Source organism: Kordia aestuariivivens (genome assembly GCF_014397005.1).
Lineage (GTDB): Bacteria > Bacteroidota > Bacteroidia > Flavobacteriales > Flavobacteriaceae > Kordia > Kordia aestuariivivens.
In genome coordinates this window covers 153,415-176,269 of sequence record NZ_JACGWS010000008.1, presented here as the reverse complement: position 1 = coordinate 176,269, position 22,855 = coordinate 153,415, and the positions used below count along the sequence as shown (strand labels likewise).

Genomic DNA, 22,855 nt, shown 5'->3' with positions numbered 1-22,855 from the left:
TTAAGCAGTTACACCTTTAGATTTTGCAATTACATCTTCTGAAATATTAGAAGGTGTTTGTGCATAATGTGAAAATTCCATTGTTGATGTTGCTCTTCCTGATGATAATGTTCTTAATGTAGTTACATATCCAAACATTTCAGATAATGGAACATCAGCTTTTACAACTTTCGCTCCAGCTCTATCATCCATCGCGTTCACTTGACCACGACGACGGTTTAAATCTCCAACAATATCACCCATGTTTTCTTCTGGTGTTACTACATCCATTTTCATGATTGGCTCAAGAATAACAGCTCCAGCAGCTTTTGCAGCAGCTTTATACCCTAATTTTGCAGCCAATTCAAATGAAAGTGCATCAGAATCCACAGCGTGGAAAGATCCATCTTTTAAGACAATCTTCATAGAATCCATTTCAAATCCTGCTAAAGGACCATTTTGCATTGCTGCAGCGAACCCTTTTTCAACAGACGGAATAAATTCTTTAGGAATACGACCACCTTTAATTTGATCGATAAACTGTAATCCAGTTCCTTCAAAATCATCATCAGCAGGACCCATTTCGAAAACAATATCTCCAAATTTACCACGTCCACCAGATTGCTTCTTGTAAGTTTCTCTGTGATTAGCAGTTTTCGTTAATGCTTCTTTGTATTCTACTTGTGGCTCTCCTTGGTTTACTTCAACCTTAAATTCACGTCTTAAACGATCTACAATAATATCTAAGTGAAGCTCTCCCATCCCTGAGATAATAGTTTGACCTGAAGCTTCATCAGTTTTTACTGTAAACGTTGGATCTTCTTCAGCTAATTTACCCAAAGCAACTCCTAATTTATCAACATCCGCTTTCGTCTTAGGCTCAACCGCGATACCAATTACTGGATCAGGAAAGTCCATAGATTCCAAAATAATTGGATGCTTTTCATCTGAAAGTGTATCTCCTGTTTTTATGGATTTAAATCCAACAGCAGCTCCAATATCTCCAGCTTCTATATAATCAATTGAGTTTTGCTTGTTAGCATGCATCTGATAGATACGAGAAATACGTTCTTTTTTACCAGAACGGTTGTTTAATACATAAGAACCTGCATCTAAACGACCTGAATATGCTCTAAAGAATGCTAAACGACCTACAAAAGGATCAGTAGCAATTTTGAATGCCAATGCAGCAAACGGTTCTTTAATATCTGGTTTACGTAATTCTTCTTTTCCTGTATCAGGATTCATCCCTAAAATACCTTCCTTATCTACAGGAGAAGGCAAGTAACGACATACAGCATCTAATAAGAACTGTACACCTTTGTTTTTAAAGGCAGAACCACAAATCATTGGAATGATAGACATATCCATTACAGCAGCACGAAGCGCAGCATGCACTTCTTCTTCTGTGATAGAATCTTCATCTTCCATGAATTTTTCTAAAAGATCCTCATCATATCCTGCAACTTCTTCAATTAAAAGTGCACGATATTTACGAGCTTCTTCTTTCATATCTTCTGGAATATCAATAACATCAAAAGTTGCCCCTTGAGTTGCATCATGCCATACGATAGCTCTGTTTTTTACTAAATCAACAATACCTTTGAAGTTTTCTTCGTCTCCAATGTTTAAAACGATAGGAACAGCATTTGAACCTAACATTTCTTTTACTTGGCGACAAACCATCATAAAGTCAGATCCTTGACGATCCATTTTATTGACGAAACCAATTCTAGGTACTTTATAGTTATCAGCAAGTCTCCAGTTAGTTTCAGATTGTGGCTCAACACCATCAACTGCACTAAATAAGAAAACTAAACCATCTAATACACGTAATGAACGGTTTACTTCAACCGTAAAATCAACGTGACCAGGAGTATCAATAATATTAAAATGGTATCCTTTTGCATCCGCAGTAGGCTCACCATTTTCAGTTGGAAATTGCCATGTACAAGTTGTAGCAGCAGACGTAATTGTAATACCACGCTCTTGTTCTTGCTCCATCCAGTCCATTGTAGCAGCACCATCATGCACTTCTCCAATTTTGTGACTTACACCTGTATAATATAATACACGCTCAGTCGTAGTGGTTTTACCGGCATCAATATGCGCAGCAATACCTATGTTTCTAGTATATTTTAAATCTCTAGCCATTTCTTAGTTATGTAATGAATTAAAATCTAAAGTGTGAGAACGCTTTGTTAGCCTCAGCCATTTTATGCGTATCTGTTCTCTTTTTAACTGCTGCACCTTCTTCTTTTGCAGCTGCTAATACTTCTGAAGCTAATTTTAAAGCCATTGACTTCTCGTTTCTTTTACGAGAAAAGCTAATTAACCACTTCATAGCAATAGAAACTTTTCTATCTGGTCTAATTTGCATTGGAATTTGGAATGTAGCTCCACCTACTCTACGAGAGCGAACTTCTACGTGTGGCATTACATTAGATAATGCATCTTTCCATAATTCTAAAGCTGTTTTTTCTTCGTCCGTTTTCTTTTGATCTACAATATCCATTGCATCATAGAAAATCTTGAATGCTATCGACTTTTTACCATCCCACATTAAGTTATTCACGAAACGTGTAACTAATTGATCATTAAATCTTGGATCTGGTAAAAGAGGTCTCTTTTTCGCCTTACTTTTTCTCATGTCTTTACATTAAAAGTTTTTAATTACTTCTTTGGGCGTTTTGCACCGTACTTAGATCTACGTTGTGTTCTACCTTCTACACCTGCGGTGTCTAAAGCTCCACGAACGATATGGTATCTAACTCCTGGTAAATCTTTTACCCTTCCACCTCTAACTAATACTATCGAGTGCTCTTGTAGATTGTGTCCTTCACCTGGAATGTATGCGTTCACTTCGTTACCATTTGTCAAACGAACCCTTGCAACTTTACGCATTGCTGAATTCGGTTTTTTTGGTGTTGTCGTGTAAACACGCGTACAAACTCCACGTCTCTGAGGACAAGAATCTAAAGCAGCCGATTTACTCTTCTTAGTTATTTTGGCTCTTCCTTTTCTTACTAATTGTGAAATTGTTGGCATCTATTGTTAAATATATTTTGATGTTAAAACCCTCTTTAGAGGGCGGCAAAGGTAAGTATTATTTCCAATTATTCAAATCTTAACGACTTAATTTTCAATAAGATTAATTTTTTAAAGCTTTCACACACATTAATTCCTGTTTTTTTACGTTATTTTGACACTGAACGTATTCTTTTTAATTTGAAAAAATCATCATTATATAGTATCGTTTTTTTGTTGTCACTTTTTTGTTTTTCATTTATGAGCAGTCAAACGCTAAATGTAAAAGGAAGTACAACTGACGAACAACAAATTATTGACGCAATCAATTATAAGAAAGCGCACGAAAATATAAAATCTATCGTAGATGAGCTAAGTTCTTTACAAAAAGAGTTTTTCAACGTTGGCTATTTTGACGCTTCTTATTCGGAACTGATAAAAACAAATGATTCTACGTATCAGAGCACCTTCAAACTGAACACAAAATATACTTCTTTAAAAGTGTCCTATAATAAGGAGAAGATGGACGAAAATCTGCTTAGCGCATTTAGTTTAGATTATACAGATACTTATTTCAACATCACACCAGAAAATTTAACTCCTTTTTTGGAAGCACTTATTGAGAATTTTCAGAATACAGGAAATCCTTTTGCAGAAGTTCAACTTAAGAATATTAAAAAACAAGAGCAGACGGTTTTAGCCGATTTAGATATTCAAGTTATTGAAAAGCGACGTTTGGATAAGATCATTATTAAAGGATATGAAAAGTTTCCAAAGTCATATACGAAGCATTATTTACGATTGACTTCAAAAATTTTCAATAAAGAAGAAATTACAAAGCAAACCAAACGTATTGATCAATTGCCGTTTGCGCGTCAAATAAAAGATCCTGAATTGTTATTCACCAAAGATTCTACAACCTTATATATATACATTGAAAAAGTGAAGAGTAATTTTTTTGATGGTTTTATTGGATTTAATACAGATGAAGATACTGGCGATTTAAAACTAAACGGTTATCTTGATTTGAAACTGACCAATAATTTGAATGTCGGTGAGCAATTCAATATTTTATGGAAAAACGACGGGAATAAACAGACGAAGTTTTTAGCTGATTTGAAAATTCCGTATGTTTTTAATTCTCCTATCGGGATTAATGCTGCGCTAGATATCTTTAAACGCGATTCACTTTTTACAACTGTCAACACCACTTTTAAAGCGTTTTACCAGATCAATCAAAACAATCAAGTGCACCTTGGAATTCAACAAACAGAATCCAACAATCTTTTAGACGATACTGCAAATACAGCAATTGACGATTATAAAAGCTTTTTTACCACAGCAGGATATACTTTTGCAAAACGAAATAATAATTATAGTATTTTTCAAGAGAAAACAACGATCCGTATTGAAGGACAACTCGGAACTAGAAAAAATAACGCCGAGAAAAATGAACAGACTAAATTTTCTTTCACTGGAAATTATTTATGGGAGTTGAACAATCGGAATTTTATATATGTTAATAACACTTCAGAAGCATTAATTTCTGACTCCTATTTAACCAACGAAAAGTTACGCTTAGGAGGAATCCAATCAATTCGCGGATTTAATGAAAATAGCTTAGAGGCAACTCTATACAGTACCATAAACACAGAATATAGATATATTCTTTCCAGAAATTCCTACGTACATTCCATTATAGATTTTACCTATTTGCAAGATGATTTAACACAAACTGACGTAAAATTATACGGTTTTGGTTTCGGACTTGGAATTCGATCAAAATCGGGTCTTTTAAAAATAAATTATGCAGTTGGAAAAACAGACAATTCTTCTATTAAACTATCTGAATCTAAGGTGCATATAAGCCTGTCAACCTCCTTCTAATAGTGGTCATCCCGCTAATTTTCTTAGATCGCAGTGACTTTTTTCCGTAAAAAAATAGGAATATTAACATATTATTATGATTTTTGGGATAGCTAATTCAAATAATTAACACAATGAGAACAAAGTTTAATGGAGTATTGACGCTTTTGCTGGCGTTAATGGTGCAGCTCGCGCTTGCACAAGAAAAAACAGTCAAAGGTACTGTTTCCGACGATTCTGGAATTCCGCTACCCGCGGCCAGTGTAGTCGTTAAAGAAACGAAAGCTGGAACGTCTACTGATTTTGATGGAAACTTTTCCATCCAAGTAAATCAAGGACAAACTTTAGTATTTAGTTATGTTGGGTACGAAGACAAAGAAGTTACTGTTGGTGCAGAAAGCACGATCAACGTTTCTTTGAAACCTGGCAACCAACTAGAGGAAGTAGTTATTACAGCACAGGGTATTAAAAAGGAAAAGAAAGCCTTAGGTTATGCTGTAACAACAGTAAACAGTGAAGACTTAGAGCAGAAAGCTGACACAGATATCGGTAAGATATTACGTGGTAAAGCTTCTGGTGTACGTATTACTGGTTCTGGAGGTGTTTCTGGTAGTGGTTCTAATATCATTATTAGAGGACAATCTTCTATTACTGGTGGAAACCAACCTTTATTTATTGTAGATGGTGTACCATTTGATGGTTCATCAGGTGGAGCAAACCAATCTGCAAGTTCAGGAGCTTTCCAATCAGGTAACGTAAGTAGTAGATTTGCCGATATTGATCCTAACAACATTGAAAGCGTAAGTATCTTAAAAGGTTTAAGTGCAACAGCTTTATATGGTGGTGAAGGACGTAATGGTGTAATCTTAATTACAACAAAATCTGGAAAAGATGCTAACAAAAAGATGGAAGTTACTGTAAACCAGTCAATTTTCTTCAACAGTATCGTTTTACCAGATTACCAAGACACTTGGGGTAATGGTTTCCAAAATGTATACGGAGCCTTCTTTAGTAACTGGGGAGCACGTTTTGACAGTCAAGCTACAATTGACAATGCATTTAGAACATCTATTTTAAACAACTTTGGAGTAGAGCCATCTGTTTTATTCCCAGGAAGAACTGATTTAGATGCTCCAAACGTAGATTACAGAGCGTATGATAGTCAAGAAGAGTATTTCAAAACTGGTACTATCGTTAGTACTTCTGTAAACGTTGCAGGTGCATTTTCAGACAGAGGAAGTTTCAACGCTTCTTACGCACACGTAGACGATCAGTCATTTATTCCAAATAACGGATTACGAAGAGATAACTTTTCTGTTGGTGGAACTTTTAAAATGGCAAACAAGCTTACAGTTTCTGGAAAAATTAGTTTAGCTAAAACAGATATTAGAAGTCCATTTACGGATGCTTCTACTGGTAGTGATGTTACATCTTCTACTGCTGGTACTGGAGGTATTGCTTCTGTATGGAACATTCTTTATTTACCACGAAGTGTAGATATCACTTTACCTAGTCAACATCCTATTACAGGTGAAAGTGTTTGGTATAGAGGTGGAAATGACCGTACAAACCCAAATTGGGTATTGAACAACACACAAGATAGTAACAGTACTGACCGTGTATTTACTAATTTTGTAACTTCTTATGAAGCTGCAGATTGGTTAACGCTTAGCTACAGATTAGGTATTGATAGTCAAAACACAAGATCAAAACGTGTAATCAATAAAGGTTCTAATGATGGTCTTCATCCAAATGGATACTTACAGACAACTTCTGAAAGATTTACTATTTGGGATCACTCTTTATTAGCTTCTTTTGACAAAGAAATTTCTGAAGACTTTGCTGTTCAAGGTACTTTTGGAGCAACAACTAAGCGTCAAGTTTTTGAGCGTGATGGTTCTGAAAGTAGAGATCAAATTATATTTGGTTTACAAAATCACTTAAACTTTAGTAATTCAAGTACTATTATTGAAGGAACTGTTTTTGCTGATAATAATCAAACATACCAAACATCTAATCAACAAAACAACGTTGCAGCGTATGCTTCAGCTACGTTATCATATAAGAACTACTTATATTTAAACGCAACAGCTAGAAACGAATGGAACTCTACATTAGAACAAGAAAACAGATCACAGTTTTCTCCTGGTGTAAGTATGTCATTCATTCCAACATCTGCTTTTGAAGGACTTAGATCTAAAAATGGAATAAACTTCTTAAAGCTTAGAGCTGGTTACGGTACTTCTCCAGGTTTCCCTGGTCCATACAACACAAGAGGTGTTATATCTTTAGTACCTAACATTTTCCAAACTGCTGGAGGAAGCGGAACTACAACAACCAGTATTCCTAACTTTTTACCGAATCCAGACTTAAAACCAGAACTTTCTAAAGAACTTGAATTTGGTTTAGAAACAAGATTCTTAGACAATAGAGTTGGATTTGAGTTTACATACTATAGTAGAGATACGGAAGATCAAATTATTCAAAGACCTTTAGCTCCTGAAACAGGATACACTAGCACATTTACAAACATTGGTAATGTAGTGAATAAAGGTTTTGAAATTGGATTTGATATTATCCCTGTTAGAACTGAAGACTTTGAATTTAAACTTTCTGGTAACTTTACACAAAATGAAAGTGAAGTAAAAGGTCTTGATGATGGAGAACAAATCCTTTATGGAGGTATCTTTGCAACTCCTGCAAATGCTGCAATCAACGGACAACCATTAGGTGTTATTGTTGGTGGACAGATAGCAAGAGACGATGCTGGTAATCGTTTAGTTGATGAAAATGGATACTGGATTCAGGATACTGAAAACGGTGTAATTGGAGATCCAAACCCAGATTGGTTTGCAACAGTAAACACTGGATTAAAATACAAAAATTTTACTTTCAACATGCAATGGGAATACCAAAAAGGTGGAGACATCTACGCTACTACAGTAGGAGCATTAGTTGGTAGAGGACTTGTAGAAGACACTGATTTTGACAGAACACAAAGTATCGTATTACCTGGTACACGTCAGTCAACAGGACAGCCAAATGATATTCAAGTAACTGCTACAGAAGCATACTTTAACAATATTGGTTTCGGAATTGACGAAATATTAGTTTATGACGCAACTCACATCAGATTGAGAGAAGCATCTATCAGTTATAGATTACCTAAGAAATGGCTTGATAAAACTCCTTTTGGAAATGTATCATTTACCGTTTCAGGTCAAAACTTGTTTGTAAAAGCATTCAATACACCTGATAGTGTAAACTATGATCCTGAACTAAACAGTTTAGGAGTTGGTAACTCTCAAGGATTTGACTATTTAACTTCTTGGAATTCGAGAAGATACGGTATGAGCGTAAAAGTAACATTCTAAAAAAAATGACAATGAAAATAAAAAATAACAAATTGTTTTGGTTGCTAGGACTAATACTTGTATTCTCTTGTGAAACAACAGAATTAGATTTACTAGTAGACCCAAATGTACCGACTCCCGCAGCATTAGATGCGGATTCGAACTTAAATTTCATCCAATTCCAGCTTGCAAAGTTCTTTGAAGAAGCAACTGAAGCGGGTGCAGAAACTGTACGTTTAGAGTACATGTTTGATACGTATGCAGTAAACTTCAATAATACGAATGTAAATGCTGGTGGAATGTGGCGTATCGGATATGCTGACATTTTAAATGAAATTCAATCTTTAACTACCGTTGCGACAAACACAAGTCGTCACAGACATTTAGGTGTTATAAGAATTATTAAAGCATACACATTGATGACATTAGTTGACTACTTTGGAGATGTTCCTTATTCAGAAGCATTACAAGGAGACAGCGGAATTGTTTTCCCTTCTGTTGATCCAGGGTCTGACGTATACGACGCTGCATTAGATGAATTAAACCTAGCATTAGCTGATTTTGCTAATATTGATGGTAACACACCAGGTTTTAATGATTTATATTACGGTGAAGGCGGAAGCGCTACTATGGAAAAATGGACAAGATTTGCCAATACACTGAAACTTAAGTATTACTTAAATAGAAGACTTATTGACGAACCAGGTGCTACAGCAGGAATCAATGCTATCCTTACAGCTGGAAACATTATCACAAGTAGTGCTGATGATTTCAAATGGACTTCTGGAACTTCATTAAATCCACAAAGTAAGCATCCTTACTATGTAGAAGAATATGAAGCTGCAAATACAGGTGAATATATTCCTAACTACTTAATGTGGGCATTAACCGAAGAAAAAGGTGCTGATGACCCAAGATTACGTTACTATGTATACAGACAAGTTGGAAGCTTCCCTTCTGATGAAGCAACATTAAACAACGAGATTGATTGTTGGAATGATCCAAGACCTGCAACGTATGCAGCAATTGATGCACTACAAGCAGTTCCTTTACCATTCTGTTCACTATTCGGAAGAGGTGATGGATATTGGGGAAGAGATCATTCTGAAAATGACGGTATTCCACCAGATAACGCAAAAAGAACTACTTTTGGAATATATCCAGTTGGAGGTCGATTTGATGACAATGATGCTGACGGAATTGACTCTGGAGATGGACTTGCTGGTGCAGGACTTTGGCCAATCATGATGGATTCTTTTGTATATTTCATGAGAGCTGAAGCTGCTTTATACTTAGGAACAGCTGATGACGCTGCTGCAATGTTAGAGCAAGGAGTTAGATCTTCTATGGCTACTGTAACAGGATTTTTACCAAACCCAGGAGATTTCACAAATGTTGCTGACGCTACTGATATTAACAACTATGTAGCTGGAGTTATGGCTTCTTACATGGCGGCTACAAGTGACGCAGAAAGAATGGACATCATTGGAAAAGAATACTGGTTAGCAATGTACGGTAACGGAGTTGAAGGATATAACCTTTACAGAAGAACTGGTGCACCAGGTAATTTACAACCTACATACCTAGGAACTGGATCGTTCCCAAGATCGCTCCTATACCCAAGTAACACGGTTGATAGAAACTTAAATATCACTCAGAAGCCTGGGCTTACAGAGCAAGTATTCTGGGATAACAATCCTGCAGGATTTATTCAATAAAAAGATAAATTATGAAAAATAAATTTTTAAAAACAATCCTAGCTTTAAGTGCTATATGCATAGCATTTTATAGCTGTAAAGATGACGACACGTTACCTATAGACTTTGATGATTTAATCAATACAGGAGTGCCTTTTGCTTCAGAAATCACTACTAATGGCTCTACGAACGTTAATAAGTTAGACCCAGGTAGCTCAAGCTTCTCTAAAGATTATCAATTAGTTTCTCCCGCTGGAGGAACTGATATTTCTAAAGTAGAAGTATATGTAAGCTTAACAGGACAAAATATTAATGCTGCAGAAGCATTATTAGCAACTGCTGACGCATCAAGTTTCACTGCTACTGGAGGATATCCTGAGGTAAATATTTCATATGATGGCGCAGCAATTATAGCTGCTTTAGGAATTGACGCAAGCAATTTAGAAGGTGGTGACACGTTCAATTACAGGTTAGCGTTAACAAACCCGCAAGGAACATTCTCAGACGTAAGTGCAAACTTCGACAATCAATCAGCTGATCATACTTTCTCATCTACTGTAGTTTGTGATTCACCTACGCTACCTGCTGGTGACTGGGTAATTGACATGCAAGACTCTTATGGAGACGGATGGCAACCTACTACTGGTAACGGTGGTGGAGCTGGAATTACTGTTACTTTAAGTGATGGAAGCACTATAGAGATTGGATTATGCACACCATATGAACCACCTGGTTATGCTTGTACAACTGGACTTAGTAGCGGTTCTGCTACTATTACAATACCAGCCAATGTAAGTGGAGACTGGACATTTAATGGTGATTTTTGGGGAGAAATGTCTTTCCAAATATATGGACCAAGTGGTAGTACAGTAGCTACAGGTACTGCTGGAGCATCTGCAGGACCAATTGCATTAAACTTATGTAACGAGTAAAAGATATAATAAAAATCTTATTACAATATTTAACTAACTGCCCATGAATAAATTTCATGGGCAGTTTTTTTGAGATATAATCAGATTTAACAGACTGCCTATTTTAGCTATGAAATAAATAAAAATACAACCACTAAAAGTACACCTAATCTAGTGAGATTCTTTAGTGATATTTAGCAATACTGAATTAATTAAAATAAAAATATACTCCGCACACAGAAGACCAGTTCATTCAACTCAAAACAAAACTATTGATTTTAAGCAAAAATACTCGGCACTAAACAGCGCAAAAGTTTACGCAGCGAATAGTGTATTTGCTTACAAAAGCATTAGATAATAATTTAAAACACACAGCTTATTTGGAAATTGCTCTTCCAACACTAACAAACACAATAAATCAGCACTAGTAAATTGTCTGAATCATTGAGTTTTTAGTATTCTTTAAAAAATATTCACAAAGTATTGGTTTCAAATCCAGTATTTTATCAATTCGTTAAATATTTAACAAAACTATATCGTTTTGATAATTTTATATTTTTTATACACGCATTACCCTCATTTCTATACGTATACCTACGTTTATAGACCCAAAATAAACCTTGTTTTTAAAAAAAACTTCACATCTAAGATCATTTTTAAGAAAAAAAAATTGGATTATTAACATATAATTAGGATTTTTGGCGATAGCTAATTCAAATAAATTAAAAAAATGAGAACAAAGTTTAGTGGAATTCTAACGCTATTCCTAGCGTTATTTGTGCAAATTCTGTTTGCACAACAACAGACTGTCTCAGGAACAGTAACCGATGACACCGGTTTACCGTTACCAGGAGCAACTGTTTTGATTGAAGGTACAAACACAGGTAAAACTACTGATTTCGACGGTAATTATTCTATCAAAGCTAACAACGGGCAAACGCTTGTATTTAGTTACGTAGGATTTACATCACAAAAAATCAAAGTAACATCTGCAACTATCAATGTACAATTGAAACAAGGTGAAGCATTAGAAGCAGTAACAATTGTCGCTTATGGAGGTGCAGTAAACAGCGCCAAAGTAGCATCTGCAATTGCTACGGTTGATGGTTCAACTATTGAGCAAGTGCCAATTAACTCCTTAGACCAGATCCTTCAGGGTGCTGCTGCTGGGGTTAGTGTGAACACAGGTTCAGGTCAACCAGGACAATCAGGAACAATCCTTATTAGAGGTCGTGGATCATTACAAGGTGATATTGAGCCTTTATTCGTTATTGATGGTGTACCAGTAGATCAAGATAACTTTAGAAGTTTAAACCAAAACGACATCGAATCTTTATCTGTATTAAAAGATGCAGCTGCTACCGCTATTTATGGTAACAGAGGATCAGGTGGTGTGGTTATTGTAACTACTAAGAAAGGTAAAAAAGGTTCTGGGCTTAACATTCAGTATAGAACACTTTATGGTGTTGCTGTAAAGCCTAAAACAAGATTTGAAGTTATGAACGCAAGTCAGTTCTTAACATTTCAAAGAGATTTATTACCAGGTAACCAATTTGGAGATTCTTTATCAGATACTCAAATTGCTGCAATTTCTGCACAAACAAATACTAACTGGTCAGATATCTTTTTCCAACAAGGAACAACATTATCTCACGAATTAAGTATTTCAACAGGTAGTGAAAACACAAGTTCATATACTTCGCTTCAGTATTACAAGCAAGAAGGTATTACACTTGGTAGTGATTTAAAACGTTTCTCTTTCAGAAATAACTTCAACGGAAGTTCTGAGAGCAAGAAATTTAACTATGGTACTACATTAACGTTAAACTACTCTGTAAACAACTTTATTGTTGATGCAACAAGAGGTGGTAACACAGGAGGTCAGTTAGACAACCCGTTCATTGTACCTTACATTGGATTACCATATTTATCTCCATACAATCCTGACGGAAGTTTAAACCTTGTAGGTACTCAAGGAAGTGGAGCTCTTAATGCTGATGGTACAGTAAATGCAAGTGGAGCTAACGGATTCGTTAACACTGCTTTCTTAGCATTGAACACAGCACGATTAAATACTGATCAAGAAAATGAATTTAAAGCCGTAGGTAGTATTTCTGCAGATTATAACTTTGCGAAAAACTTAACTGCTGGAGGTTCTGTTGGTATTGATTATACAAACATTGAGTTGTTACAAATTACTGCTCCAGGAAGTATTAGAGGTTTAATTACTCCTAGTCAAGCTTCAGAAGAAAAAGGATCACAAAGTGAAACTTTCTTTAGAGATGCTAACTTCATAGCGAATGCTTTCTTAAGATATCAAAATGATATTACAGAAGACTTAAGCGTAACAGCTTCTTTATACGGAGAGTACAACTACTCTAACACACAATCAGCTGGATTTACAGCTTTTGGTTTGAATCCTGCATTACCAGGTTCAGGAAGTGGGTTCACAGCTGGAAACACTGCTGAATTCCCTGCTGATTCAAACGGTGATGGTGTTGATGATCCAGAAGATCAAGTTTTCAACTATATTCCAGGTGTTGCTTCTTCAGAATCTGAAATTGCTTTAGCTTCTGTATTTGCTACAGCTGCTATAGATTACCAAGGTAAATATGGTATTGAAGCAACAATAAGACGTGACCAAACATCTCGTTTCCCTAAAAACCCTACTGGAACATTCTGGTCGGTTGCAGGTAGATGGAATATTGACAACGAAGACTTCATGAGTGAAGTTGATGTAATCTCTACATTAAAACTTAGAGTAAGTTACGGAGTTGTAGGTAACCAAAACGTTGGTAGCCGTTATCAAGGTCTTCAAACTGTAAATGCTGGTCCTAGTTACCAATTAGGTACAGGATATAACTTAGGTACTTTAGTTGATGAAAACATTAAGTGGGAAACTGCTAATAAATTCAACGTTGGTTTAAGTTTCGGTTTATGGAACAATAGATTATCTGGAGAACTAGATTACTATAGAGAAGTAACAAAAGATTTATTCTCTCAGAAATTATTATCTGTTGCAGGTACTGGATACAACCAAGTTACAGCAAACGTTGCTGACATGAGTAATACAGGTGTTGATTTACAAATCGCTTACGATATATTAAGAAAATCAGCAACGAACCCATGGTCTGTTAAAATATTTGCTAATGGTAACTACAACAAAAACGAAGTTGAAAGATTACCAGGTGGATTTACAGGAAACACATTACGTGTAGCTGAAGGACGTCCTGCTAATACATGGCACCAGGTAAGATGGGCAGGAGTTGATCCATCAAATGGTCAGCCACTTTACTTAGATATCAACGGTGACATTACAAATGTTTTCAATCCAGACGATGCAGTTTATTTAGATAAAAACTTTGATCCTACATATACTGGAGGTTTCGGAGCTGATATCTCATACAAAGGATTCACATTAAGTTCTTTATTCTCATTTGTAGCAGACAGATATAGACAGAACAGTTCATTAGCAATTGTAGAAGATGTAGGATTAGCAGGATTTGCTAACCAGTCAACTACGATATTAAACGCATGGACTACTCCTGGACAAGTAACAGACATTCCATCATTATCTTTTGGAGGTCTACGTGCAGTTGATGGAGATCGTTATATCGAGGATGCATCTTTCTTACGTTTAAGAAACGTTACATTATCATACACAGTTGATTCTAAAATCTTAGAAAAAACAAATATCTTATCAGGAATGAGAATTTTTGTTCAAGGAACAAACTTAGTAACATGGACAAAATGGAGAGGATTTGATCCTGAAAGTAACCAGAGTACTGGTTTCTTCGATTATCCAGTTCCAAGAACTTTCTCTTTAGGATTTGACTTAAACTTTTAAAAAATAAAAAATGAAAAAATATTTTCTAATACCAATTATTATTACCTTACTCTTCGCAGTAAGTTGTGATGATCAATTAGAACGTTTTCCGGTAGATAGTTTGGTTGAAGAAACCGCTTATCAAAGTGTTTCAGATTTAGAAGCAGGATTACGTGGAGCAATAAATAGTATAAACCGTGGAGGTGGAACTGCAAGTTTAATAGCATTCAACTCTATCTTTACAGATAATACTAGAATCGGTGGAAACAATGGTGGTCAACAATTAAACTTGTTAAACCAGATATTGAACTCTCAAACTGGTGACCAAGGAACTTGGGCAGACAGATATAACGCGATTAACAACTTTAACCGTGTTTTAGCTGGTGCAGCTGCAATTACTCCTGGAGCATCTGAAACTAGTGCATACAACGAAGTATTAGCACAATGTTATGCTTTCAGAGCTTATTTACACCATGATGTATTAACATACTATTCTGAAGATTTATTAAATGGTTCTGCATTAGGTGTTCATTACCAAAATACAGTATCTACTTCAGATTTCCCTGCTAGAGCAACTGTTGCAGAGAACTTAACAGAAATTGATAATGATCTTACATTGGCTGCTAGTTTAATGCCATCAAGTTCAACTGATAAGAACTTCGCTACTCAAGACTTTATTACTTTCTTGAGAGCTAGAGTTGCTTTATATAGTGGTGATTATACTACTGCAATTTCTAATGCGAATTCTTTAATTTCTAGTTATTCATTAGCAAATCAAGCTCAGTATACTGCAATGTTCAATGGAGATACCGATACAACTGAAGTTATCTTCAAGTTTGACAATGTTCAAGGAAACAATAGTAACATCGCTTTCAACTGGATCTTTACAGGTACAGGTGGAAACTTTATTGAAATGTCAACTGAATTATTTGGTCTTTTTACTACTGGAGATGTTCGTCGTACAGTAAATGTTGATCCAGCAAGTGATCCAGGAGCTAATCCTCCTTTATTAACTATTGGGAAGTATCCAGCAGGTGCTGATACGAACTACATTAATGACTACAAGGCAATGAGACTTTCTGAAATCTATTTAATCAGAGCTGAGGCGCATGCTAGAAAAGCTGCTCCAGATTTCGCTGCTGCTTCTGCAGACGTGAATGCAGTTAGAACTGCTAGATTTGGATCTCCTCAAACGACAGCTGCTTATACTTCTTTAAACGAAGCTATAACAGGTATCAAAGCTGAAAGAAGATTAGAATTATGTTATGAAGGTTTCAGATTTGTTGATCTTAAAAGATATAGAAATATCTTGAATCAAGGTATCGAAAGAGATGCTAGTGATTGTGCTGGTGGAATTCCATGTTCACTTCCAGTTTCTTCTGAGAAGTTTACTTTTCCTATACCACAAGCAGAAATAAATGCTAACCCTAACATGACCCAAAATTCAGGGTACTAATAATCTAAAAAAAGAAAGTAATGAAAAAAATCGCAATACTTTTCATAGGTGCCTTGTTTATGTTCACTTCATGTGAGGAAACGGAGTCACCAATATATGATGGTAGCCAAACTTTGGCTTACTTTAACGGAATATCTTCGACATTAGAGGTTGAGATCAATAATACGAACACCATAGATATTTCTGTGGGAGCTAGTACTATATCATCAACAGCAAGAACAGTAAATGTTTCTGTTGATGCAGATAACACTACAGCAACTAGTGGAATGTATACATTCCCTACTACTGTTACAATACCTGCTAACGAATTCTTCGGAACTTTAACAGTTACTGGTATTGATGATGGACTAACTACAGCTGGTGAAACTTTATCATTAAAAATTGATTCTGTTGACGGTGGTGTTGGTAGCTCACAAGTTCACACTTTAACAATAATAGAGATTTGTCCAATTGCTGCAACTTTCGCAACAGGTATGTATACTTTAGATTTCGTATCAGGTGGTATCGGTGCTGCTGGATTTGCTCCAGCATTAGGAACTGGTATTGCTGTAGAATTAGTTCCTGGAACTGCTTCTACTGAAAGAACATTTAACGTGAAGTGTTATCCAAGTTTTGGATTTGCTAACCCTAATGTTGATTTCTCTTTTAGCTTAGTATGTGGAACTACTGTATCAAACGGATTAGTTTCTCCTCAAGTTTCAGGAGTAGGATGTGGTGGTTCTATAGCATTTGGACCTTCTGGTGCAGGTACTTATAATACTGCAGATGATACTAACATGACCATTCTTTTTGCAGAAGATACAGAAGAAATATGTGGTTCAGTTGCAACAACTACGTATACATTAACTAAAATATAAATAACCCTGTTATGAAAAAATTTATAAAATTATTCATCATACCAGTAGTATTGGTACTTACATACAGTTGTGTAAGTGATGATGGCAGTAGATTCCAATTCGATAATGAATATGGATGGGTGGAGTTTCCTTCAGCGGAAACTACAGTAGCTGTTACTTCAAGAACTACTACGGTAAATATTCCTATTAACTTTACAGCTCCAGTAAACGCAAGTTCTTTAGTTGTTGGTTATAACATTGTAAATGTAGATGGTGTACCATCTGACGTTGCAACTGGATTTGGTTCATCATTAACCATTTCTGCAAATACTAACTCAAATAGTATTGAGCTTAATATTTTACCAACAGCCGTAGCAACTTTAATTGCTAATGGAGATATTGTTTTTGATATTGAATTGACAACTGCTACAAGAGGAATTTCTGTTGGATTATCTGACGGAAGTGCTACAACTGTACACAGAGTTAATTTGTTATGTGGTGGTGAGCCACAGCCAGGTACGTATGTAATAGACATGCATGACTCTTATGGAGACGGATGGCAAACTGATGAAGCTAGTGGAGGTGCAGGAGTTACTGTTACTCTAACTGATGTTGGTGGTACTGAAAGTGTTGTAGAATTTGGTATGTGTTCTCCTTATGGAAACGCTGCTGGTACTTTCTTAGGAAGTGCTGATTGTACAGGACCTGCTAGTACTTCATTCTTCGATGCAACTACTACAGTTGAAGTTGGAACTGATATCGTAGGAGCTGTTTGGAATTTCCCTGGAGACAATTGGGGAGAAATTAGCTTCGAAATTTACAATCCAGATGGTAGCTTATTATTTGCTGTAACAGCTGGACGTGACGCAGGTGAATTACCTGTATCATACTGTCAGTAACATTTCTAATGTCGTTTACAGAAATTCTGTTTACACACTAATATAGAAATAACATGATAATACATACAAAAAACCACCCAATTGGGTGGTTTTTTATTTTATATTTGTCCCATGCAAAATGATAACACACAAATATTCGGTATAAGAGCCATTATAGAGGCGATTAACTCTGGACTTAACGTAGATAAAGTTTTTGTTCAAAAAGGGCTTAGAGGCGAACTATTCAATGAATTAGACCACCTTTTGCGCACAAACGCAATCAGTACTTCGTTTGTTCCGCCTGAAAAGCTAAATAGACTCACCAAAAAGAATCATCAAGGTGTTGTTGCATTAATTTCTCCCATAGAATTTCACGATCTAGATACTTTAGTATTAAGTGTAATTGAATCTGGGCGTGTTCCAAAGTTTTTAATCTTAGATCAACTAAGTGATGTCCGAAATTTTGGTGCCATCATCCGTACAGCAGAATGTACTGGAGTTGACGGAATCATCATTCAGAAAAAAGGAGGCGCACCTGTAAATGCAGATACAGTAAAAACTTCAGCTGGCGCCATATTTAAAATGCCTATCTGTAAAGTGGATCACATCAAAGATGCCATCTATCATTTACAAAGTTCTGGTGTGCAAATTGTTGCTGCTACTGAAAAAACAGAAAACACATTGTATGATATCGATTTCACAGTGCCTGTCGCTATTGTTATGGGTTCTGAAGGAAAAGGAGTTTCACCTTCTATCCTCAAAATTGTAGATCAACAAGCAAAATTACCAATCTTAGGAGAAATAGAATCGTTAAATGTTTCTGTAGCTTGTGGTGCCTTTTTATATGAAATGATAAGACAACGTTTGTCGTAACTATTCTTCTTCGTTTATTTTAGAATTGTCAACGTAGATATAATTTATCTTTATTGAAGATAACTCTTGTGGTGTTTCTTCAACTTCATCTGGTAGAATTTCGATAAAATTTCCATCTTCATCAAAATGTCTCATAAAGGGATCATTTTCTGGAACAAACTCTTCTTTTTCCCATTCGTAGGTGTCCTTTGAATATACAACTGGAAGAAAAACTGCTAACAAAAAGCCTGTCGTAAATCCACCTAAGTGACCTTCCCATGAAATATGTGGTTCAATCGGAAATAAATACCACAGCATTCCACCATACAAAAACATGATGATTAAAGACAGCGCCACAAACCTGTAATACTTCGTGATAACTCCTTTAAAAAAGATAAAACTCATCAACACATAAATAAAACCGCTCGCGCCAATGTGGTTTGCTTCTCGCCCAATAATCCATGTCAAAATTCCTGAACCAAACAATCCAATCAAAAATATTGTCCAACGCTGCGACCTGTAAAAGTAAATTACCGAAGCACTCAGCAGAAACAACGGAATGGTATTATTCCAAACATGTTTCAAGCTTCCGTGAATAAACGGGCTCAGAATAACGCCTCGCAATCCTTTCAACGTTCTTGGATACACGCCGTACTCATTAAAACGAAATCCAAAACGTATTTCTGACCAATACACCAACCAAATTGAGAATATAAATAGAAATGGCAGCAGTACGACTTCTGGTGTAAATACAAATGGAGATTGTTTTGAATACATATAAAATTTTAAATCAAGTATTCAAAAAATTAGCCAAGATTCATTTACATGAAAAATTGTCACCTCTACAAATAGCAACTTTTATTAAGGTTTTTCCGCTATAAAATTACGGCATTCGTATACTAAAAGTTAATTTTTTAATGTTAAATTTAATTGTAACCAACTAAATAACAACATTATGAAAAAAAAATTAACACTTCTGACATTACTAATGCTTATCATTTTTTCTTGCAATACAGATGAAAATACAAGCCAGAGAATTACTCCAGAAAACAATCTAAAAACCTATAGTGACTTTACAGGTTATGGACTAGCTCACAATCTTGCGATGGACCATATTGCTACGATGCCAAATTTCAACAATGCATCTTTACAAGACATTTTTTACTTTGCAGATACCTATTCCGACTCATATTTCAATAACCCAAGTTGTAACTGTGATGATTGGCAAACACAACAAACACACATGACAATGATAGAAGGAATGCTTGACGACATGAACAATGCATCCAATACGCTTGTTAATATGGGTTTTATTGACCCTGAAGATATACCATTGACAGACATGCTGCTTACTATTTTAGACAATGCGGTTTCTCCTGAAAATAGCACTTACAAAAGTGTTGCAGAATTTACTGCCGAGATTGAAGCATTTGAAAATTTTGTTATTAACAATTATACCGTAATACATGATCTAACTACAAAAACAGGAAATTATGCCGCAAATATTTTAGGAGCTTGTAGTATTGCCAAAAATAGTTATAGCTATTGGATCAATGCCACACTCGATAGCTCACATCCTTGGAATTACCGTTTAATACACATGAGTTATTACAATAGAGGCACTAACAGAATAGGACCTATTCAAAAAGGTTTTTTTGGTGATCTCTGGCGAGGTATAAAAAGAGGCGGCGCAGATGTCTTCGGTTTTTTAGTAGGTGGAAAATGTGGAGGCATTGTGGATGGAAGAGATTTAGGATGTGCTATTAAACATGCCGGGAAAAAATCTTCTGGAGTGCGATAAAATCCATCAAAATAATGACCTAATTTAAAAGTACTTCTACTTTTAAATTAGGTCATTATTTTGTAGTTGCAATACCTAATGAAAACTTCTGCTGTATAATTTGAGGAAATGCCTTATTTTTACACCATGAATGAACCATTAGCTGAACGCATTCGCCCGAAAACATTAGAAGACTATATCAGTCAAGAACATCTTGTCGGAGAAACTGGTGTGCTTACACGTCAAATAGAAAAAGGGATTATTCCTTCACTCCTACTTTGGGGACCTCCAGGAACGGGGAAAACTACCTTGGCAAATATTATTGCCACAACGTCAAAACGCCCTTTCTATTCGCTTAGCGCGATAAGCTCTGGTATAAAAGATGTCCGTGAAATAATTCTGCGAGCAAAGCAAGATGGTGGTTTATTCACCACAAAAAACCCAATACTTTTCATTGATGAAATTCATCGTTTCAGCAAATCACAACAAGATTCGCTACTAGGTGCCGTAGAAAAAGGTTGGGTAACTCTCATTGGTGCAACGACCGAAAATCCAAGTTTTGAAGTCATTCCCGCATTACTGTCACGTTGTCAAGTATATATATTAAATCCTTTCGGGAAAGATGATTTGGTAAAGCTATTAAAACGCGCAATTAAAGAAGATGCGCAACTCGCTGAGAAACAAATTACGCTCAAAGAAACAGAAGCATTACTAAAACTTTCTGGCGGCGATGCCCGAAAACTGTTGAATATTTTTGAATTACTAATCAATTCCGAAGGAACCGACAAAGTCACGATCACCGACGAATTGGTATTAAGTCGCGTGCAAAAAAACACGGTTTTATATGACAAAACTGGTGAACAACACTACGATATCATTTCGGCTTTTATAAAATCAATTCGTGGAAGCGATCCAAATGGTGCAGTCTATTGGCTTGCCAGAATGATTGAAGGCGGCGAAGATGTAAAATTCATTGCGCGTAGAATGTTGATTTCTGCCAGTGAAGACATCGGAATTGCAAATCCGACCGCATTGGTCATTGCTACAAATACCTTTCAGGCAGTTTCCATCATTGGATATCCGGAAGCGCGGATCATTCTAAGTCAATGTGCCATCTATTTAGCGACTTCTGCAAAAAGTAATGCTTCGTATATGGCAATTAAAAAAGCACAAGCTATTGTGAAAGAAACTGGCGATTTACCGATTCCGTTACCTTTACGAAATGCGCCAACTAAGCTAATGAAAGATTTAGGCTATGGCGAAGATTACAAATATGCACACGATTACAACAACAATTTTATAGCACAAGAATTCCTTCCCGATGAAATATCTAACACAAAAATATACGATCCAGGAAGCAATGCAAGAGAAAAGAACCTGCGTGATTTCTTAAAAAATCGCTGGAAAGATAAATATGATTATTAGATTGTTAGATTGTTAGATTGTTAGATTGTTAGATTGTTAGAAAACAAAAATTTTACACCTCTAAAAACGTCATTTCGAGTGATTTTTGACAAAAAATTGTATCGAGAAATACTTTTAAATAATAGACTTCTCTCAATACTCAATACTGCAAACAAAATAAAACTCAAAACAAAGATGACTGAGCGGAGTCGAAGTTAGAATTTTATATTCAATACAGTAATATCATTGCCTTCACTTGTTATTTTTGACAATAACCATTTTCCGTTTTCTTTATACACAGAAGCATCTCTACCTTTTACAATGTATACATTTGGAGCACCTGTTTTTAATAAAATCATCACCACTTTTGGTGTACTATCAACCAATTGATAACCGTTTTTTATCGGTTGTGCATACAAAACAGGAGTCTTAGTTGTAGTGGTAGTCATTTCTTGTTCAACTACTTCTTCTACTTCAACCTCTTCTACTTCTTCCACTTCCTCTAACTCTATTACTTCTACGGATGGCGTTTCAACAACCGTTTTCACAACTGGCTTGTAGCTGTAATTTTTAGCTTCAATATCTGCAAAAGCTCTTCGCAATGCTTGATTGTATCCTTTTTCGTATGCTTTTATTTTTGATCGCCCTATGGCAGTTTCAAAAAATATTTGATTGGAACAATCACGCAGCACAATTGACATTTTCACGGTAAAAAGACCCGATTGATTATTAATATCAGCATACATTCCTAAACATCTATTATCTGCTAAATCTTTTGGAAACGGTTGATTATCGTACACTACATGAAAACCTTCTTTCTTGAACAAATGACGCACCAATGTATTTACACGATACTTATCATGCTTATTTAAAAAGTTGAATTCATAAGGAATCACCACATATTTGTAGCTATCAAAATCTTGTGAAAAGCAAGAAACCGTAATAAAAAGAAAAAGAACACTTGCTAAAAAACGTTTCATATACTTGTAT

16 protein-coding genes are annotated in these 22,855 nt (G+C 35.7%); 11 read left to right on the top strand and 5 right to left on the bottom strand.

Annotation, left to right across the window (positions count from 1 at the left end; all coding sequences use genetic code 11):
- The 3 genes from fusA to rpsL are packed head-to-tail and all read right to left on the bottom strand — an operon-like array spanning position 1 to position 3,027.
- Entirely contained in the window at positions 1–2,133 is a 2,133-nt protein-coding gene (gene fusA / locus H2O64_RS14105; RefSeq protein WP_187562849.1) for an elongation factor G, read from the bottom strand.
- Positions 2,134–2,152: 19 nt separating this feature from the next.
- On the bottom strand, positions 2,153–2,629 hold the full coding sequence (gene rpsG / locus H2O64_RS14100) for a 30S ribosomal protein S7 (protein ID WP_187562848.1): 477 nt from the start codon (positions 2,627–2,629) through the stop codon (positions 2,153–2,155).
- A 23-nt stretch (positions 2,630–2,652) separates the two neighbouring features.
- The gene (gene rpsL, locus H2O64_RS14095) at positions 2,653–3,027 is read right to left on the bottom strand and encodes a 30S ribosomal protein S12 (protein ID WP_007094992.1); all 375 of its coding nucleotides are present in this window, start codon (positions 3,025–3,027) and stop codon (positions 2,653–2,655) included.
- A gap of 240 nt (positions 3,028–3,267) precedes the next feature.
- Here rpsL and H2O64_RS14090 point away from each other — a divergent pair, with 240 nt between their 5' ends.
- The 9 genes from H2O64_RS14090 (at position 3,268) to rlmB (ending at position 18,702) form a co-directional block, all read left to right on the top strand.
- Positions 3,268–4,893, top strand: coding sequence for a BamA/TamA family outer membrane protein (locus H2O64_RS14090; RefSeq protein ID WP_187562847.1), 1,626 nt, complete (start codon positions 3,268–3,270; stop codon positions 4,891–4,893).
- Between the two features lie 113 nt (positions 4,894–5,006).
- Positions 5,007–8,246 (top strand): SusC/RagA family TonB-linked outer membrane protein, encoded by a 3,240-nt coding sequence (locus H2O64_RS14085; RefSeq protein ID WP_187562846.1) that lies wholly within the window; start codon positions 5,007–5,009, stop codon positions 8,244–8,246.
- Between the two features lie 11 nt (positions 8,247–8,257).
- Entirely contained in the window at positions 8,258–9,943 is a 1,686-nt protein-coding gene (locus H2O64_RS14080) for a SusD/RagB family nutrient-binding outer membrane lipoprotein (protein WP_187562845.1), read from the top strand.
- Positions 9,944–9,954: 11 nt separating this feature from the next.
- Entirely contained in the window at positions 9,955–10,854 is a 900-nt protein-coding gene (locus H2O64_RS14075; RefSeq protein WP_187562844.1) for a hypothetical protein, read from the top strand.
- 709 nt (positions 10,855–11,563) lie between these two features.
- Positions 11,564–14,680, top strand: a complete 3,117-nt coding sequence (locus tag H2O64_RS14070; protein WP_187562843.1) for a SusC/RagA family TonB-linked outer membrane protein — start codon at positions 11,564–11,566, stop codon at positions 14,678–14,680.
- Positions 14,681–14,690: 10 nt separating this feature from the next.
- Positions 14,691–16,115: a RagB/SusD family nutrient uptake outer membrane protein gene (locus H2O64_RS14065; RefSeq protein ID WP_187562842.1), complete on the top strand. Its 1,425-nt coding sequence runs from the start codon at positions 14,691–14,693 to the stop codon at positions 16,113–16,115.
- 59 nt (positions 16,116–16,174) lie between these two features.
- Positions 16,175–16,972, top strand: coding sequence for a hypothetical protein (locus tag H2O64_RS14060; RefSeq protein ID WP_187562841.1), 798 nt, complete (start codon positions 16,175–16,177; stop codon positions 16,970–16,972).
- A gap of 11 nt (positions 16,973–16,983) precedes the next feature.
- Positions 16,984–17,850, top strand: coding sequence for a hypothetical protein (locus H2O64_RS14055; protein ID WP_187562840.1), 867 nt, complete (start codon positions 16,984–16,986; stop codon positions 17,848–17,850).
- A gap of 111 nt (positions 17,851–17,961) precedes the next feature.
- The gene (gene rlmB / locus H2O64_RS14050) at positions 17,962–18,702 is read left to right on the top strand and encodes a 23S rRNA (guanosine(2251)-2'-O)-methyltransferase RlmB (RefSeq protein WP_187562839.1); all 741 of its coding nucleotides are present in this window, start codon (positions 17,962–17,964) and stop codon (positions 18,700–18,702) included.
- On the opposite strand, the gene H2O64_RS14045 is transcribed toward rlmB, so the two are convergent.
- Positions 18,703–19,458: a rhomboid family intramembrane serine protease gene (locus H2O64_RS14045; RefSeq protein ID WP_187562838.1), complete on the bottom strand. Its 756-nt coding sequence runs from the start codon at positions 19,456–19,458 to the stop codon at positions 18,703–18,705.
- A gap of 178 nt (positions 19,459–19,636) precedes the next feature.
- On the opposite strand from H2O64_RS14045, the gene H2O64_RS14040 reads away from it, so the two are divergent.
- Together H2O64_RS14040 and H2O64_RS14035 are read left to right on the top strand one after the other, a co-directional pair.
- Positions 19,637–20,482, top strand: a complete 846-nt coding sequence (locus H2O64_RS14040) for a hypothetical protein (RefSeq protein WP_187562837.1) — start codon at positions 19,637–19,639, stop codon at positions 20,480–20,482.
- 126 nt (positions 20,483–20,608) lie between these two features.
- Complete coding sequence (locus H2O64_RS14035) at positions 20,609–21,886, top strand: replication-associated recombination protein A (RefSeq protein WP_187562836.1); 1,278 nt, start codon at positions 20,609–20,611, stop codon at positions 21,884–21,886.
- A gap of 194 nt (positions 21,887–22,080) precedes the next feature.
- Here the strand turns inward: H2O64_RS14035 and H2O64_RS14030 are convergent, their stop codons facing one another.
- Complete coding sequence (locus tag H2O64_RS14030) at positions 22,081–22,845, bottom strand: hypothetical protein (RefSeq protein ID WP_187562835.1); 765 nt, start codon at positions 22,843–22,845, stop codon at positions 22,081–22,083.
- Positions 22,846–22,855: the final 10 nt, after the last annotated feature.